10 protein-coding genes and 1 pseudogene are annotated in these 15,861 nt (G+C 57.5%); 3 read left to right on the forward strand and 8 right to left on the reverse strand.

All coding sequences use genetic code 11. The features are described 5' to 3' along the window. The first annotated feature begins 590 nt into the window (after positions 1-590). Positions 591-4,349 carry a PKD domain-containing protein gene (locus tag HG800_RS28265; RefSeq protein WP_169978984.1) on the forward strand — a complete coding sequence of 1,253 codons (3,759 nt, stop codon included), beginning with the start codon at positions 591-593 and terminating at the stop codon, positions 4,347-4,349. Positions 4,350-4,467: 118 nt separating this feature from the next. After that, positions 4,468-5,628, forward strand: coding sequence for a hypothetical protein (locus tag HG800_RS27580; protein WP_235963836.1), 1,161 nt, complete (start codon positions 4,468-4,470; stop codon positions 5,626-5,628). 119 nt (positions 5,629-5,747) lie between these two features. On the opposite strand, the gene HG800_RS20530 is transcribed toward HG800_RS27580, so the two are convergent. Then, complete coding sequence (locus tag HG800_RS20530; protein WP_169978986.1) at positions 5,748-6,386, reverse strand: polysaccharide deacetylase family protein; 639 nt, start codon at positions 6,384-6,386, stop codon at positions 5,748-5,750. Next, a complete protein-coding gene (locus HG800_RS27585; RefSeq protein WP_169978988.1) occupies positions 6,383-7,402 on the reverse strand; it encodes a GNAT family N-acetyltransferase in 1,020 nt (339 codons plus the stop codon). Before HG800_RS27585 ends, HG800_RS20530 begins: the two co-directional genes overlap by 4 nt. A 1,126-nt stretch (positions 7,403-8,528) precedes the next feature. Between HG800_RS27585 and HG800_RS20540 the strand changes: the two are divergent. Continuing rightward, positions 8,529-9,669: pseudogene (locus tag HG800_RS20540) on the forward strand (IS3 family transposase); the annotation flags it as partial. Between the two features lie 419 nt (positions 9,670-10,088). Here HG800_RS20540 and HG800_RS20545 read toward each other — a convergent pair. The 6 genes from HG800_RS20545 to HG800_RS20570 all read right to left on the reverse strand — a co-directional run bounded on the left by HG800_RS20545 (position 10,089) and on the right by HG800_RS20570 (position 15,841). Then, a complete protein-coding gene (locus HG800_RS20545) occupies positions 10,089-10,436 on the reverse strand; it encodes a transposase (protein ID WP_169978989.1) in 348 nt (115 codons plus the stop codon). Then, positions 10,421-11,041, reverse strand: coding sequence for a hypothetical protein (locus HG800_RS28590; protein ID WP_235963837.1), 621 nt, complete (start codon positions 11,039-11,041; stop codon positions 10,421-10,423). Before HG800_RS28590 ends, HG800_RS20545 begins: the two co-directional genes overlap by 16 nt. Positions 11,042-11,261: 220 nt before the next feature. Beyond that, positions 11,262-12,332 (reverse strand): FemAB family XrtA/PEP-CTERM system-associated protein, encoded by a 1,071-nt coding sequence (locus HG800_RS20555; RefSeq protein ID WP_206352374.1) that lies wholly within the window; start codon positions 12,330-12,332, stop codon positions 11,262-11,264. Next, a complete protein-coding gene (locus HG800_RS20560) occupies positions 12,329-13,495 on the reverse strand; it encodes a glycosyltransferase family 4 protein (RefSeq protein WP_169978991.1) in 1,167 nt (388 codons plus the stop codon). Before HG800_RS20560 ends, HG800_RS20555 begins: the two co-directional genes overlap by 4 nt. Next, positions 13,492-14,463, reverse strand: coding sequence for a glycosyltransferase (locus tag HG800_RS20565; protein ID WP_169978993.1), 972 nt, complete (start codon positions 14,461-14,463; stop codon positions 13,492-13,494). Before HG800_RS20565 ends, HG800_RS20560 begins: the two co-directional genes overlap by 4 nt. Before the next feature lie 205 nt (positions 14,464-14,668). Then, entirely contained in the window at positions 14,669-15,841 is a 1,173-nt protein-coding gene (locus HG800_RS20570) for a glycosyltransferase (RefSeq protein WP_315852069.1), read from the reverse strand. Positions 15,842-15,861: the final 20 nt, after the last annotated feature.

A 15,861-nucleotide genomic window follows, 5' to 3' on the forward strand; every position in this document is an offset into this window, starting at 1 on the left:
CGTTGATTGAACCCACGACTCCCGGAAAAATTCCCAGGTATAAAATACCTATGAATGCATGGCGTAAATCGTGTCGGATCATTTTGCTCGACTCAATAATTTTGTTTACAGAAACGATTTTCCGGCCTAAATTGCTCTTGCAAGAAAGCTAGATAAGCGACTATTATCCCTCAATGATCGCTTTTTAAAGAATGGCGGATGACGAAGTCGTCTCAATGGCCATCAGTCTTCCATGCAAGGAAGAAATCGCATGTGCATTGGCCCCGTTCACAAAAATCACCATTTGACCGCGTCATGATCGGTCGAAGGTCTGGACTGTTTCGGCTGATTCTGTATCGTATCGACCTTCCCTTCGGCGTGGCACGCGATGGTGCACAAGTCGTTCAGAACCACGCCGAATCTCTCAATCGTTCCTGACCATCACATCCAGAGACGTACCACCGATCGATTCGCGTGTGCACGCATGTGAAAGAAACGCGCAATCGTCCGGTTGAGTGTGGAGAACGCGGGCGATGACGACCAGGTTTCGGCTCCGACGTCGGAGCAACGTTGAAGCGGCTTCTCGGCGGACCAATCGATTTCACCTCGCGATGAACATGGAGCAGCTTGAAGAACGAGCCCTCCTGAATGGCTCTCAAGAGGTCCTGCGCCTGGATTTCGGACTCCCTACATCGGCCGTAGCGTCTGGATGGAATGGCTTTGCCCCGTCTCTTTACAGTCCCGAACGCGGTTATGGTTGGACAGGGACACTACCGCCGAGTGCAGCAGATTTCGGCACGATGATTTCTGATTCACTAGTAACAGATTTTCACTACGGAATAGACAACTCATTCAAGCTCGATGTGCCGAATGGACAGTACGACGTTGTGGCGATCGTGGGCGCCCGCCCATTCCTCAAATACGGCATGACCGTGTGGGCAGAAGGGTTGATCGCTGCTTCCAGGAACGACGACCAACTTGCCTTTCGGGTTGATGTGACGGACGAGCAACTAGACCTCCGGTTTTTAGGTATCAAGGGGTCGATCTATTTGCTCGCAGGATTGCAGATTGATCGCGTAAGTGGAAGTCGCTCCGTGTCTGCGGGCAACGGTTACAGTGGACAAGAAGGGGCACCGATCACTCTGCGGGCCACGGCGTCGAGTGATAATAGCGACCTGACGTTCTCCTGGGACCTCAATGGGGATGGCACGAGCGACGCAACGGGCCAGGAAATCGTTCACGTCTTCCCGGACAACGGCACGTATCCCGTCACGGTCCGCGTCACCGATCCCAGCGGCCAAGAGGCCTCGGCGACCACAACGGTGACGGTTACCAATGCGCCTCCTCGCGTCACCCTCACCAGTCCCACGGAGGGCGTGATCGGTAACCCGTTGGTGTTCGAGTCGATTGCAACAGACCCGAGCTCAATCGACCAAGCTGCCGCATTCAAGTATGTCTGGGATTTTGGTGATGGAACCACCAGTACCGCGGCCAGACCGAATCACACGTATACGACCGCAGGCACGTACAACGTCTCCGTGACTGTTACGGATAAGGATGGCGGTGTTGGCTCAGTCACCAGCTCGATCACGATCAAGTCCTCAGGGCTCACGGCATCGGCAGGTGGGCCCTATCAGGCGAACGAGGGTTCGCCCGTGACCCTGCGGGGGTCGGCCAACGGGACGTCCGTGGGACCACTGGCCTTTTACTGGGATACGAACGGCGACGGGAATTTCGACACGGCGGGACCCCAGATTTCACCTACGTTCGCGGATAACGGTCAATACACTGTCCGGTTGCGGGTCAGCGACGGCTCGGGTCAGCAGTCCTTCGATTCGACGACCGTGTCCGTCGCCAACGTCGCTCCTTCAGTTTCTGTCGGAGGCCCCTACTCCGGCATGCCAGGAATGGGAATCTCGTTCCACGGCTCGGCGACGGACCCGAGCTCGCTTGATCAGGCTGCTGGTTTCCAGTACGCCTGGGATTTCGGCGACGGGAGCACCAGCAACGCGGCGATGCCAACCCACACCTATGCCTCGCCAGGAACCTACACCATCCGTCTGCGCGTCACCGATAAAGACGACGCTGTCGGCTCCGCGACGACCACCGCCACCGTCACCATGACTGATCATGATCATGGGAACCCCATCCATACTCATCACGACACTATTCCGGATTTCGGTGCCAATGCGACCATCGTGAGCGCTTCCAGCGGTTCATGGTCAGACCCCAACACCTGGTCGACCGGGCGCCTGCCGACCACGGATGATGTCGTGGCCATTCAACAAGGCCACACCGTGTCGTATGACCTCGTCAGCGATGATTCATTGAAAGCCGTCTCGATCCACGCCGGCGCCACGCTCGACTTCCGGACGAACATCGACACTAAGATGCTCGTGGGCACACTCCTGGTCCGACCAGACGGCGCTTTGATTGTTGGCACTGAAGCTAACCCGGTTCATTCCGACGTTCGAGCCGAGATCGTCATCGCCGACCGAGCAATCGACACGACCTTCGATCCGGATCAGTTCGGCACAGGACTGATCGCTCTCGGCAAGGTCACGATGCATGGTGCGGCAAAAAGCGAAACCTTCGTCAATCTCGCGGTCGAGCCAAAGGCAGGTGACACGACCTTAACCTTGAGCCAATCAGTAATTGGCTGGCAACCAGGCGACCAGCTGATTTTACCTGACACAAGTCAATGGAAAGGAAGCCTATTCGAAGAACTGACCCTAGACAGCATCTCTCCCGATGGAACAATACTGACTCTGAGGAATCCCCTGCAGTATCACCACCTTGGGGCTCGAGACGGTGAGGGAAACATTGACTTTTTAGGGGACGTAGGCAACCTGACCCGCAATCTTATCCTCCGCTCGGAAAACGCTCGGGGCACACGCGGACATAGCATGTTCACATCAAGGGCTGATGTTGACATTCGATACGTTCAATTCGCAGACATGGGGCGAACACAGAATACATTATTCGACAACACGAAATACGACTCAAGTGGAAATGTCATCCACGTTGGAACCAATCAGCTTGGCCGTTATGCACTTCACATGCACCACATGATGGGACCAGTCGAGACACCTGAAAATGGATACCAGTACACACTTCAGGGGAATTCGATTGTCTCACTTGGAGAGACAAATCCGAATCGCTGGGGAATCACAATTCACGAAAGTCACTACGGGCTGATCCAAGATAACGTTGTCTACAACGTGGCCGGAGCAGGAATCATCACTGAGAATGGCTCCGAAAGCTTCAATGTGATCGCTCATAACTTTGTTGTTCGAGTTAATGGCACTGGCCACCGATCTGATGCTGGCGGTGGCAAGGATCTCGGTCGCGAGGGCGCGGGATACTGGTTCGGGGGAACAAACAATATCATTCGGGAGAATGTAGCCGCGAACATTTCTGCACCAGGAAGTACATACGGATACACCTATTATAATCAGGGAATAGTTCGTGTTCCAAAGTTTAAAGGTGCTGATACTTCCATGCAAGGTCAATTCGAATTCAGAAACATGAAGGAAACTCCAATTTTAGACTTCACAGGAAACACTGTTTATGGAACGCACCGAGGACTAACCATATGGAACCTCGGCGCAGGGATTACACTCACACTGCCCATCTCAACAAGCGTGGTGAAAGACTTCCAAGCATGGCATGTGCTGAATGCATTCTATAACTATCCAGTTAATAACTTAGTTTTAGATGGCATGATTGTTCGTGGAGATTGGGAACAACTAAAGAACGTCAATATAGGTTCTACAGGGGTCTCCATGACAGATTACTTGGGCCACAATATCGTCATTAGAAATGCTGATATTCAGGGGGTGGCAGCTGGCATTGGTGTTGTAACCAAAGTGGGCGACACAAGAGACACCGAACAAGCAACCATTAGCTACACTATCGAAGACTCACACCTCCAAAACCGGACAAATGTGTATATTGAATCGATGTGGGCAGTCACTGGCGGCAAAGAAGGATTATCTCCGAGAAAGACAATAATCGATAATGTAAAATTCACACCTGTTAATAATTTATACGTTGGCTTAAGTAGCCAATATGATATATTTACAAAAATAAGTCTTGATGGGAGGCCCGGTCGCAACTTGATTCAGCGAGACGAAATTTTCGTTCACAACTACAATGGAGTCATGGGCGACAATTATCAAGTTTACTACGAAGAACAACGGGCAGATTATGTTGTCCCTAAGTCCGAGGGGGAAATTCTCGCATCTCCGGAAGAGGGACTAACCAATCAAGAAAACTGGGAACGCTATGGTATTGCGATGGGGGGAGGGATCGCACCCAACAGTGTTGTTAGAAAAAATCGGGTTAAAGGTCTTGTTAATCATTCATGAATAACGCTCCGCCGGCTAAATAACTCCCCGCAACTGAAAAAAGTGCTGACCGTCACGGATATTGGGTGGATGGCTGTCGGCGTGCTGACGTGATCCGACAAAACGGCCATGATCCACGGTGCACGGAAGGAGGTGGATCATGGCCGACGGGACCGTGGCGCGGCCCTCGCGAGGGCACCGTACCATCTGTTTGCCCATCTCGGAAGATTCCAACGCGCACACCGTCGACGATCCGGCAGCGTTCCGCCTGCTACTCGACGAGGCCTTCCGGGCGACCCCGGAGCTATTCCCACCTGGGTTCGCCCGGGGCTATGAACTGAAGGACGAGCGGACGTCGGCCAAACGGGGGCTGCCGATCCGACGCATCCGCTTGCGGGACGGCGCCGCCTACAGCGTCCGGCCCTCATTCCTGATGCCCTACATGACGGCCCGCGTCGCGGACGTCGAAGGCCCGCTGTTTCTGCGGACCTTCGGCGTGCCGTTCTGGGAGTTGGCCAGCGTCTTCGGCCGCAACCCGCTGTTCTGGTATCGGCTGACGTGCGGCCTGGGTCGGTCGAGCATCGTGGTGACCACCGTGCGACGGGCCCGGCTGCCCGAGCACCTCCTGGCCGACGAGAATCACCAGACGATCGACGGTGAGAAGGTCTACCTGGCCACGACCGTCGGCGGCGGCTGCGTCCTGGACGTCGAGCTGGCCGCGTCGGCCGGGGCCGCCGCGCTGACGGACGCCTACGGCGTCTTCCAGGCCGAGGCTCGCGACGTCGAGCCGGAGTACACGCCCCGGACGGTGAGCGTCGACTGCTGGACCGCGACGCATCAGGCGTGGCTGACGCTGTTCCCTCTGGTCGTGCTTCTCCGCTGCTTCCTGCACGGCTGGCTGAACATCCGCAGTCGGGGCAAGCTGAGCGAGACGTTACGGGAGCTGTCGCAGCGCGTCTGGGAGGCGTACCACGCGCCGTCGCGCCGGAGCTTCGCGCAGCGGCTGAGGCGGCTGCGCGAATGGGCTCGGCGGCAGGCGATGTCGGCGTGGCTGCAGGAGCAGGTCGAGAAGCTGTGCGGCCGGTCGAAGGAATATGCCAGAGCCGACTCGCACCCCCACGGGCGTCGCACGAGTAACATGCTCGACCGGATGATGCGCGGGATGAACCGCTACTTCGATCGCGGCCAGCACCTGCATAGCTCGCCTGCCGCCTGCCGACTCCACGGCCGGGCCTGGGCGCTGCTGGCCAACTATGCCCCCTGGCACCCGGCCGTCGCGCGAGCCAACGCGGGATGGTGATGTCCCGCCGAAAGTCTCAACGGCCATCGCTACCACGACGACTGGGTCCAGAACCTGCTCATCTCCGCTTCCCTCGGCGGATACCGCTCGGCTACCCCCCAATATCCGTGACGGCCAGACTAACCTAAGCATTCCACACCAATCGTAAGATCAAACCCTCGCTCCACAAGTTGTGGCAATGCGATCCTGAGCATCTCTGGGGTCTGCTCTGCATCGTCATGGGATAGAATAATTGTTCGTTCTCGAACCTTTGTGACGAGATTCTTCGCAAGCTGTTCTGGTGAAGCATCACGGAGGTAGCTATATTCGCCCGTATCAAGCGTCCATCGAATTGTCCGTAGCTTGCAGTGCATCACGGCAACCAATAGCGGTATCGTCAGCTTACCTTGTGGCGGGCGAAAATAGTCAGGCCGACTTCCGGTGACCTCGAAGATCGTCTGCTGGCAACGCTCGATCTCTTCTACACATCCTTGAAAACTAGACTTCACGTTATGCGAGTATGTGTGGTTTCCAAGCCTGTGTCCCCGCTTTAAAATCTCCACGAGAAGGTTCGGTGCGCGGGGAACCCTGTCTCCGGGCACGAAGAACACCCCTCGGGCGTTCCACCGATCTAGCAAGTCGAGAACTTGCGGCGTAATATGTGGACATGGTCCGTCGTCAAAGGTTAACAGCGCTGCACCCCGGCCCCTCCTGTTCAGTTTTTGCCGAACAAGCTGGGGTGGCATAATCGACTTGGCGATTGCCTTCAATGCCTTCATCGTTTCCATGTCCTTCGTATGAGCTTCTTCAGCTTGTCCTTCACTCCCACGCGATCGACCAAGCTATTGACGCAAGATGTTGTCTTATCAACTAATATCTTTAGACATACAAACAATGCGTGATGAAATGTTATAGGGAAGAAGTAAACGTTTGCACAAAGCATGGATCCTGTCGCAAACAGCTCCTTGTGACGCCCCTCTCCCGTACAAAGGTCGTAGAAGCCAAATCGGCCTTTTTCAAATAAGTTCTCAATGATCTTATATTGAAGCACCGTCCCAGGAGAGTACTTGCTGAATTCGGGATCATATCCGGTGTGGTCGTACAATACAGCGTTTCCCCCACGAACAGGGCAACAGTTGTAAGCAACTGGCGTATCCTCAACATAGAGCAGAAAGCCGAGAAATCGTCCTTGTTCGGCGTCTGATTTGACGTGTTCTCGATATTCCATGGCCCTTGGCAATCCCTGCCCAAGAAGCTGTTGTTGGTAGGATTTTTCGGAGATTGGAAGAGCAGTATCAAAGAACTCATCTATGTCGTCTGGGTGTGAGTATGTCCGGAACAGTTGCCTTTGCCGATTGGACGACTCCGCTTTCCTGACTTTTCGCATCAGCGTGGACAAGGTTTTTGTGCTAAAACCAACCAGGTAATCCCGGAATTCCTGATCAAGGCACACGTAGTAGTGTTGGTATTGTTGAGAAACATACCTGATGTGTCCGCCGACAAGGGAAAACGTAGGAAGACGGCTGTACAAAGGACACGAGTATATGTAGGCAACTTGTCGTCCGGCGTTCTTCAGGGCGGATACAGGAGGGGGTACCTTTCCCATCGTGGGGACTTTGAAAATATCCGGATCACTGCGTATTCCACGAAACTTCAATGCGCATAGACACACTTCGCCAAGCGTAAATGGGAGGAGGATACGCTCGGGGTTCCAGGATAACGAGTCGCTATCATTCGCCTGCACGGCGCACTCAATATCCTTGGAAATATAGATCATTGATTCATCAGTTTTCACCAGAGACCACTCATGCTTAATGTGAAACTTGATGCTTGCGACATTGCCCTGCGAGATTACAGCATCGACGCGTCTAACTCCACACTTTCCGAGTGACTCGATGTGGGCTAGCTGCAATTGGGACCCCAACCCGACTTGTCGATGTTGCTCTACAACGGTGATGTCGATGTGCCTTGCAATCGATGTAGAACTAGATCCCCAAGCGACGGTGGAACAGCGCGGCCAATCCATTTGGCCGTTTTGACCAAGTCCGCTCGCTGTAGGGCTACAGGCTTCCCGTTTCCCACGATTGTTGGCACGAGCACTTAGGCGACCAAACACTATTCGGGCACCCAATAACGGATGGCGGAGGATGAACCTCCGCCAGTACGATCGAGAGTCTATGACTGCGATTGACCAACCAATGATCTCACCGCCCAAATCAGCAAGAATTATGTTAACACAATTGCATATAAATGAATCTTTAACCACGGCAGTCAGAAAGCCGATGTCACCAAGACCTACCATCGTAATGCCATGCTGCATCAGCAACGCACTCAATGACTCTACATCCGCCAAAGTTGGTTTACGGAACACTACCATTGGGGCGACTGCCGATTCTCAGGGTACCCGTCGTGATTGGTTTGCTTACACGATCCCACTCAGTTCATTTGCTCAAGTGTGGTCTCGCCAGATCAGCCAATACCCGCAATCAACGCTATTGTGCGCTAAGGTTTTGAACCCTTGACGTACTGCCTGGGCGAGTTTAACTCGTCGCACGAGAAGCTGCCCCACGACTCTCGATTGCGCGTTGTCCAGAATTTGCTCGTGGCTGTCGGAACCGATCTGCGAAACTCCTCCGACTCGGAGGCGAATGAAGGAACTAGCCCTCAAACAAGCGTAATCCCTGTCCTGTTTGGATCCAATAGCTCGAAAGCCCCCCGGAAATGCTGAACAATCGAGGTAGTTGACGACCCTCGCCTGTTCGCAACGGGAGGCTTTCGAGTGAACGCTAGTCTCCGACGCTCGCTCGCCCGACGCAACCGGCGAATCGCCCGCCGCCTGGAGCACCGCCTCGGCGTCTGGACTTTCCCACGGATGGCGGGCGCCGGGTTAGGAGCGTAATCTCGAACCCAGGAGTCCACCGATGCCGACGACACGACGTACATTCACCCCCGAGTTCAAGGCCGAGGCCGTCAAGCTCGTCACGGAGCAGGGACGCAGCTTCGTCGAGGTCGCCCGCGATCTCGACCTGGGCGAGAGCCTGCTGCGGGACTGGAAGCGGGCCCTGGCCACCCAGGGGGACGAGGCGTTCCCCGGCACGGGGAATCTGCCCCCCGTCGAGGAGGAACTCCGACGGCTGCGGGCCGAGAACCAGCGGCTACGGGCCGAGCGGGAGATTTAAAAAAAGCGACGGCCTTCTTCGCGAGGGAGTCGTCGTGAGGAATCAGTTCATCGAGGCCCATCGCGAGCGTTGGTCGATTCGGTTGATGTGCGAGGTGCTGGACGTCTCCCCCAGCGGCTTCAATGACTGGCGTGGGCGGCCGCCGAGCGTCGGCCAGCAGCGACGCGACGCCCTGGTCGCCGGGATCGAGGCGATCCATCGCGAGGTCAAGGCCCGCGACGGCAGCCCGCGGATGCATGCCGAGCTACTCGTTCGGGGCGAATCCTGCAGCGTCAACACGGTGGCTAAGCTGATGCGTCGGCACGGCATCGCCGCGAAGACGAAGCGGAAGTTCCGGTGCACCACCGATTCGAACCTCAACCGCCATATGCCTGAGAATGGGTTGAATCGTTAGTTCGAATCGGAGGCCCCGGTTCAGGCCTGGGCAACCGACATCACGTACGGCGCGACCGGCGAGGGCTGGCTGTCTCTGGCGGCGGTGGAGGATCTGGACTCGCGGCGGATCGTGGGCTGGTCGATGTCGGAACGGATCGACAGTCGCCTGGTCGTCGATGCCCTGGAGATGGCGATCGTGCGACGGCTGCCCGGCTCCGACCTGGTGGCCCACTCGGATCGTGGCATCCAGTACGCCAGCGAGCATTACCAGCGAATCCTGGCCGGCCACGGGATCGCCTGCAGCATGAGCCGCCGGGGGAATTGCTGGGACAACGCCCCGATGGAGAGCTTCTTCGCCTCGTTGAAGAAAGAGCTGATCCATCATGAGGACTACGCCACGAGAGAGGAGGCCAAGGCGAGCATCTTTGAGTACATTGAAGTGTTCTATAACCGCGTCCGAAGGCATTTTTCCCTGGGGTACCAGTCCCCCAACGAGTTCGAGCGGGCCGGATCACCGTTAACTCCGCGCTCGCCATTCGTGGGGAAGTCCAGATCCAGGTGCCCTGCCAGATCGTGCGGGGAGCCCGGCGGATCGTGTATCGGTTGCTGTCGTGGAACCCGTGGCAGGGCGTGTTCCTGCGGCTGGTGGAGCGGCTGCACGGCCGCCGACTGTGCTGACCCGGCGGTCAACCGAAGCCGGAGTCCGGATGCTCCGGTCCGCAAGGGCTCCGAGGCGAAGAGAGGCGGTGTGGCCTTGGACGACCGAGATCGTGGGCAGCGGAGCGGGTGGGGGGACCCGGCCCGTGGAAGCTCCGTACTCATCCAAGGCCGAGATGAACCGAGAAGGGCGGCTCACATCACGCTTGTTTTGGGACTAGCTCGGTGCAGCGCCGCATCGCCCAAGGTGACCTCGGCCCCTATTGACCTTCAGGTTGCAAGATTCTTGTCTAGAAAGGGGAGTTTCGAGCCGCTCCCGAGCGATCGGATCATTCCCGGTTCCTCTACGAGTTTGCTCAGCTGACCGCGGACGACCCGATCGAGATGCCACACGTGCCGGAGGACGAAGTTTGCCATCCGCCCGTGTTTCACGTGGCTCCAGATCAGCTCGACCGGGTTTAGATCCGGGGCGTCGCCCGGCAGCCGCTCCAGATGCAGCTGCGGGAAGCGTACCAGCAGTTCCCGAATCAGCGGGCTCTTATAATTGCTCCCGCCGTCCCAGATCACGATCACCTTCCCCCCCAGGTGCCGGAGCAACTCCCTCAGGAAGGCCGCCACCGCGGCCGCGTCGAGGTAATGCTCCGGATCAGTCCACCTATAGACAGGCCGAGCCGGCGGCGCCGCGGGGCCACCGAGATGGCCGCGATGGTCGAGACCTTGTCGCGGTGTCGGCCGAAGCCGGTCAGCACGGGCGTCCGACCCCGGGCTGCCCAGGTCCGGAGGACCAGCGGGTTGAGGAAGAAGCCGCTCTCGTCGATCAGGACCACGTGTGCCCCCTCGTCCCGCGCCTTTTTTTGATGCGCGGCCAGTCCTCGGCCACCCAGTGGGCGATGGCCGGCTCGTCCCGCTCCACCGCCCGCACTTCCGGCTTCTGCGGGCGGAGGCCACGGCTGGTGAGCCATTCGACCAGATAGTTGGAGTTGAACCGGATGCCGAAGCGTTTCTCGATGACCTCGGCCAGCCGCCGCGTCGTCCACAGGTCGGTGGCGTAGCCGAAGGCCTTGAGGCTCTTCTCCAGCCAGGAGAGGACCGAACGCTCCTGCCGTCTGGTGAGCTTGGGCCGGGAGCCGGGGCGGGGCCTTCAGCCCGTCCTCGTCAGCGACGCGGTAGGCGGCCACCCAGTTGGAGCCGGCCTTGGTCGAGACGCTGAGGAAGCCGGCCACGTCCTTCTGCGTCCCGCCCCCATTGACCCGCGTGACGGCCAGGCGACGCCGGGTCTCCAGGTCGAATGCCGATGTGTTTCTTACCCCCAGAGGTTACCATCAGGGCGAAGGACATCGCAAGAACCTTGCAACCTGAAGGTCAATAAGTATGGCATCTGGATTATGAGCTTCATGTCATGTTCTTCAAATCATTCAATGCGATGTTATAAAATTCGTAGATCTATGGAACACCCCGGACGATGAAAGGGCCGATGCCTCTGGTAAGCCAGACTGGGAGGCGTCTCCAGGCACTGATAAAGAGGCGATAGCGGGGGTGGTCCGGGTGGATGGAAGTGGATTCACCGGTGTTCGAGTAGAACTGCCACGAGGCGGAGATGGGGGTCGCCCCCCACTGAGACTTGAACTTGTAAGTCGGCCCGTCGGGGGTTGAGCGGCCGAAATCGAAGACACCTTGGCCGAGCTGGACGGCACGTTCGAGCAAGTTCCAGTACATCATCATGTTGGCGCAAGTTGACTTGTAGGGTCGAAGGGAACTGGCGCTGGGGACCTCGGTGATGTTCCGGCCGTGGATGAGGAGGGCGGAGGCGATGGGCCTGGTGTCGAGGCGGACGACGCAGATCTCGGAACGATCGGGGAACTGGCGGAGGATGCCGCGGAAGAGGGAACGGCCGTAGACGGGGGTGCCGAGGTCGCGCATGTTGCGGCTGAAGACGTCGTAGAAGGCGGGAAGGAGTTCCTCGCCACCCCAGGAAACGGTGAGCTGGTTCTTCTGGCCTTTGCGCACCTGATTCCGGACGGAGGGTTTGAGCTGTTTCCAGAGTTCTTCGGAGGTGGAAGGTAGGGGTAAGCGCATGTGAACCTTATGGCCGGTCCTCGTGGTGAGGCGAGGGTGCTCGAGGGCTTGCTCGTGGCGGAGTTCGAGGTGTCGAACGTTGAGGTGATCGGACAGTTCGATGGCGCGATCGATCAATTGAACAGCGATGTCTTCGTCGTCGGCCATGGCTCCGCCGTAGTTGAGGTACGGGAGGCCGACAAGGTAGCGACCGAAGAGCACGCTGCGCACGAATGCCAGGGGAAGCAGGCCACGCGTCTCGTCTCCCTCGGTGGCTTCAATCCAGTAGGGAATGTGGCGCAAGCCGGTTGAGAGCACCGAGGGCCAGGCGGGGTGGTAGCTAAGTGGCAACGGACCTCGGCGCGCGACAAAGGATTCCCAGCGAGGAAGATGCGCCTCAACATTTTCGTCGGGGCCGAAAAGGCGGATCGCAATCATCGGGAGAGTGCGGGTACTCATGACGTGGTTGGCTCCGGCCGGGGAGTGGCGCGATCCATCAGGTCGTCGTAGATCGAGCGGATCCGAGCCATACGCGTTTCGAAGCTGAAATGATTTCGGATCACGTCGAGCCCTTCGCGAGCAAGTGCTTGCCGTAGATCCGGGTCGGTCGCCAGTCGAGCGATGGAGGAGGCGAGCGATTCGGAAGAGCCCGATTCGACCAGCAGTCCGGATCGGCCATCATTGACCAGGCGGGGGATTCCGGCAACTCGTGTGGAGACCACGGGGACCCCGGAGGCCATGGCTTCGAGCAGGACGTTAGGCAACCCCTCGCGCAAGCTGCTGAGGACAAAGAGATCGAGGGCCTGATAAAAGGGGATGAGGTCCGACTGGTAGCCGAGCAGTCGGACCCGATCTGATCGGCCAAGTTGGTGAATCAATTCATGGAGATCGGAACACCTTCTGCCTTCCCCAGCGATATGAAGTTCGAGATCCATTCCCTTCGCAAGGAGACGATCAATGGCTCGGATTAACAAGCCGAAGCCTTTCTCATCGGAAAGTCTCCCAGCGGCACCAATCAAGATACGGTTCGGAGGAACCCCAATTGCACGCTTTGCATCGTCGACAGTAAGCGTCCGATCATACTGAGTCGCGTCGATCGCGTTGTCGACCAGAAGACATCGTTCCTCGGGAACACCGAACTTGAGACAACGATTTCGAAGATCCTCAGACACACAGAGTACCCGCTCATAGCGAGGCAATGTGATGCGGTCCGTCGCGTAATAGATCGGTGTTCGCCAAGTCCGCTCGACCCAACCATGGACAGTGGTCACCAATCGCATAGGCCAGCGCCGTTGCAATAGAAGTCCGAAGACATTGCTCTTATAATCGTGCGCATGCCAAATTTTTACGTCATTCTTGATACAAATTTCTAACAAGAACTTGATTACTTTTCGATCGAATGGCCCGCGGTCGTCAACAGGAAGTAAGGTTGCTCCAAGGGTCTCCGCACGCTGAATCAACCGCTCGAACCCGAGATCTCCAGGAGGGCGCATGTAAGCACAGAGCATCTCATAGCCGGCTGGCTTAAGGAATCGTGGAGAATTGAGGATGGTTTTCTCAGGGCCGCCCCCAGCACCTGTGACCACTCGGGCGTCAAGAACAACTATTGGATCAAGGTTCATGAATGACTCAGGTTTCCCAACCGAATGGACGGTCTCTCCGTCGACAAGAACGCGTCAAGATAGCTTCGCAACAACGCTGAACGTTGTTCCCACCCCTCATGTTGGACGGCCTTTTGGCGAGCGATGACGGCAGTTGAATCACGAGGTTCTGAGAGCGCCTCGCTGACCTGATGAATGAAGTCTTCATGGCCAGTGGCAACTCGCACATGTGGCTCCAGGGCTCGCACTTCAGGCACATCGACACTCACGGTTGGCCGGCCCGATGCGAGGCACTCTTTTAATTTCAAAGGCCCGCTCCGCTGGATCATCAGATCGTTTGCCAGATAAGGGAGCAGGAGGACATCGAGCCCAGCGATATATGAGGGAAGCTCCTCATAAGGCCTGGGACCGAGGAGATGGATGTTAGGAAGCGATGTGAAATCCTCGGGGCAGTAAGCGATGGAACCAATCAATACAAGACTTGCTGAAGGGAAGCGGCGAGCCAATTTCGTTAACAATTCAAAGTCGATCTTCTCGTAGATCAAACCAAAAAAACCAATTCGCGGGCCAGGGAGTGTGGCTAAATCGCTGGCAATCGTACGTTGGGGGCTGGAGGCGAAATGAGCGTAATCAACGCCATGTGGAAAAAAACGACATCGTCCCGCCACATCGTGCTGTTGATAGAGCGCATGCGAAACGGCGAGGATCAGGTCAGCCTCGGCTGTAAGTTCCCGATCAGCTTTTCGGAGCGTTTCCCCATCGGCGGACGGCCAGTGACTGTAGTCGTCGGTACAATAGTAAATCGTCGCGCGTCGTCGAAGTCCTGGAACGAGCCAATGGGTATAGGGCAACGTCGTGAGCACAAACGGCTGGTCCATATTCAGTCGTCGAAGAACCTCGTTGAGCCGGTGCGTGACGAGCTGTCGATTGATCCACCGCAGAGCCGGTTTGTCAAGACCTGGAATCATCGGAACATCAATCACCCACATCTGATCACCGACTTTCTGCAGTCCACCTCTCCAATTTCGGAGTTTCTCGAGGCCTCGTCGGAGGGTCAACGAATCAGGTTTCACCTGGCGAGTGCCAATCGTATTCACCCAAAGCACTGGGAAGGCATCTCGGAGCCGCCTGATCACATGCTGACAACTCGACGGATGTCGCCCCCAGTCGTCGGCGAAGACAAGCAGGGAAGGGTCAGGCACGTCGGCCAAGGAGCATCTCGCAGTAGAGCTGGCGATAGTAGTCATGCATCAGCCGTTCGGAGAAGAGTTCGCAGGCACGATTACAACCACACATTCCCATTTGATGTCGTGTTTTCGGGTCTGCAGCCAGCCGGATCAGGTGACCGGCCAGCGCCTCGTCATCGCCTGGAGGGGCGAGCAGACCGGTAATGCTGTGCTCGACGACTTCACCCACGCCCCCGACATCGGTGGAGACAACTGGCAAGCCAGCCCCCATGGCCTCGATGAGCGTCAGCGGGATTCCCTCGCTCACACTGGTCAGGAACGCGACATCCGCGGCCGAGAGGAGGCGAGGCACATCGGTCCGGAGGCCCAACAAGCTGACGGAGGATTCCACTCCTTTGCCTTGGATCAGTTCCCGAATCGGCTCACGCTCAGGGCCATCACCCACCAGAAACAAACGGGCCTCGGGTTGGGACGTGACGACCCTTGCCATGGTCCGAACCGCCGTGGCGTGGTCTTTCAGGCCATCGAGCCGAGCCACCTGGACGATCGCCAGATCGTCGGGGCCAAGCCCCAACTCGCGGCGTGTCTCCTCGCGGCTCGTGTCCGCCTCGGCGAAGGCCGCGAGGTCGACCCCGTTATAAATCACACGAACCCGTGCCCCCGGAATTCCCTCGTTCCGGATGAGGGCCTGCCGCACTGCCTCGCCAACGCCGACCACGCGATCGCGACGTTCGAGCAAGATCCGGTTCGCGACGATCCGCTTCGGACGCCGGTAGTCGGGATACCATCGACCGTGCTCGGTGAAGAGGACCGGTGGCCTCCGGCAGAGCAACCGGGCTGTGATACCATAGAAGAATGGCGTGTATTGATGAGCATGAATCAGATCGATTCGCTCCCGACGGAACAATTCCGCCAGACGTTGCGTGCATCGCCGATCGAATCCGCCCTCTCGACCCACGAGGTGGACCGGAAACCCCTCTTCGAGCAACGCTCGGCCCAGGGTTCCCAACTCGTCCAGGCAGACGAAGACGAAGCGGAACTCTCCCTGGAGCTGCCTCGCCAATCGGGCGGCAAGAACCTCGGCTCCACCTACCTCAAGACCGTGGAGGATCTGGCAGATTGTCGCGCTGGGTACCGGGGGATCAAACCCGATGCTCACCGAGGAGGGATCGTGTGACACGATGGAGCTCGGGGTGGGTC

Origin of the sequence: Tautonia rosea (assembly GCF_012958305.1) — a bacterium.
Classification (GTDB): domain Bacteria; phylum Planctomycetota; class Planctomycetia; order Isosphaerales; family Isosphaeraceae; genus Tautonia; species Tautonia rosea.

Excerpts from the sequence above, each read along its gene's own strand:
- HG800_RS28265 (WP_169978984.1), top strand. The coding sequence starts at position 591 with ATGAACATGGAGCAGCTTGAAGAACGAGCCCTCCTGAATGGCTCTCAA.
- HG800_RS20530 (WP_169978986.1), bottom strand. The coding sequence starts at position 6,386 with ATGAAGGCATTGAAGGCAATCGCCAAGTCGATTATGCCACCCCAGCTT.
- HG800_RS20555 (WP_206352374.1), bottom strand. The coding sequence starts at position 12,332 with ATGAGTACCCGCACTCTCCCGATGATTGCGATCCGCCTTTTCGGCCCC.
- HG800_RS20560 (WP_169978991.1), bottom strand. The coding sequence starts at position 13,495 with ATGAACCTTGATCCAATAGTTGTTCTTGACGCCCGAGTGGTCACAGGT.
- HG800_RS20565 (WP_169978993.1), bottom strand. The coding sequence starts at position 14,463 with ATGTGGGTGATTGATGTTCCGATGATTCCAGGTCTTGACAAACCGGCT.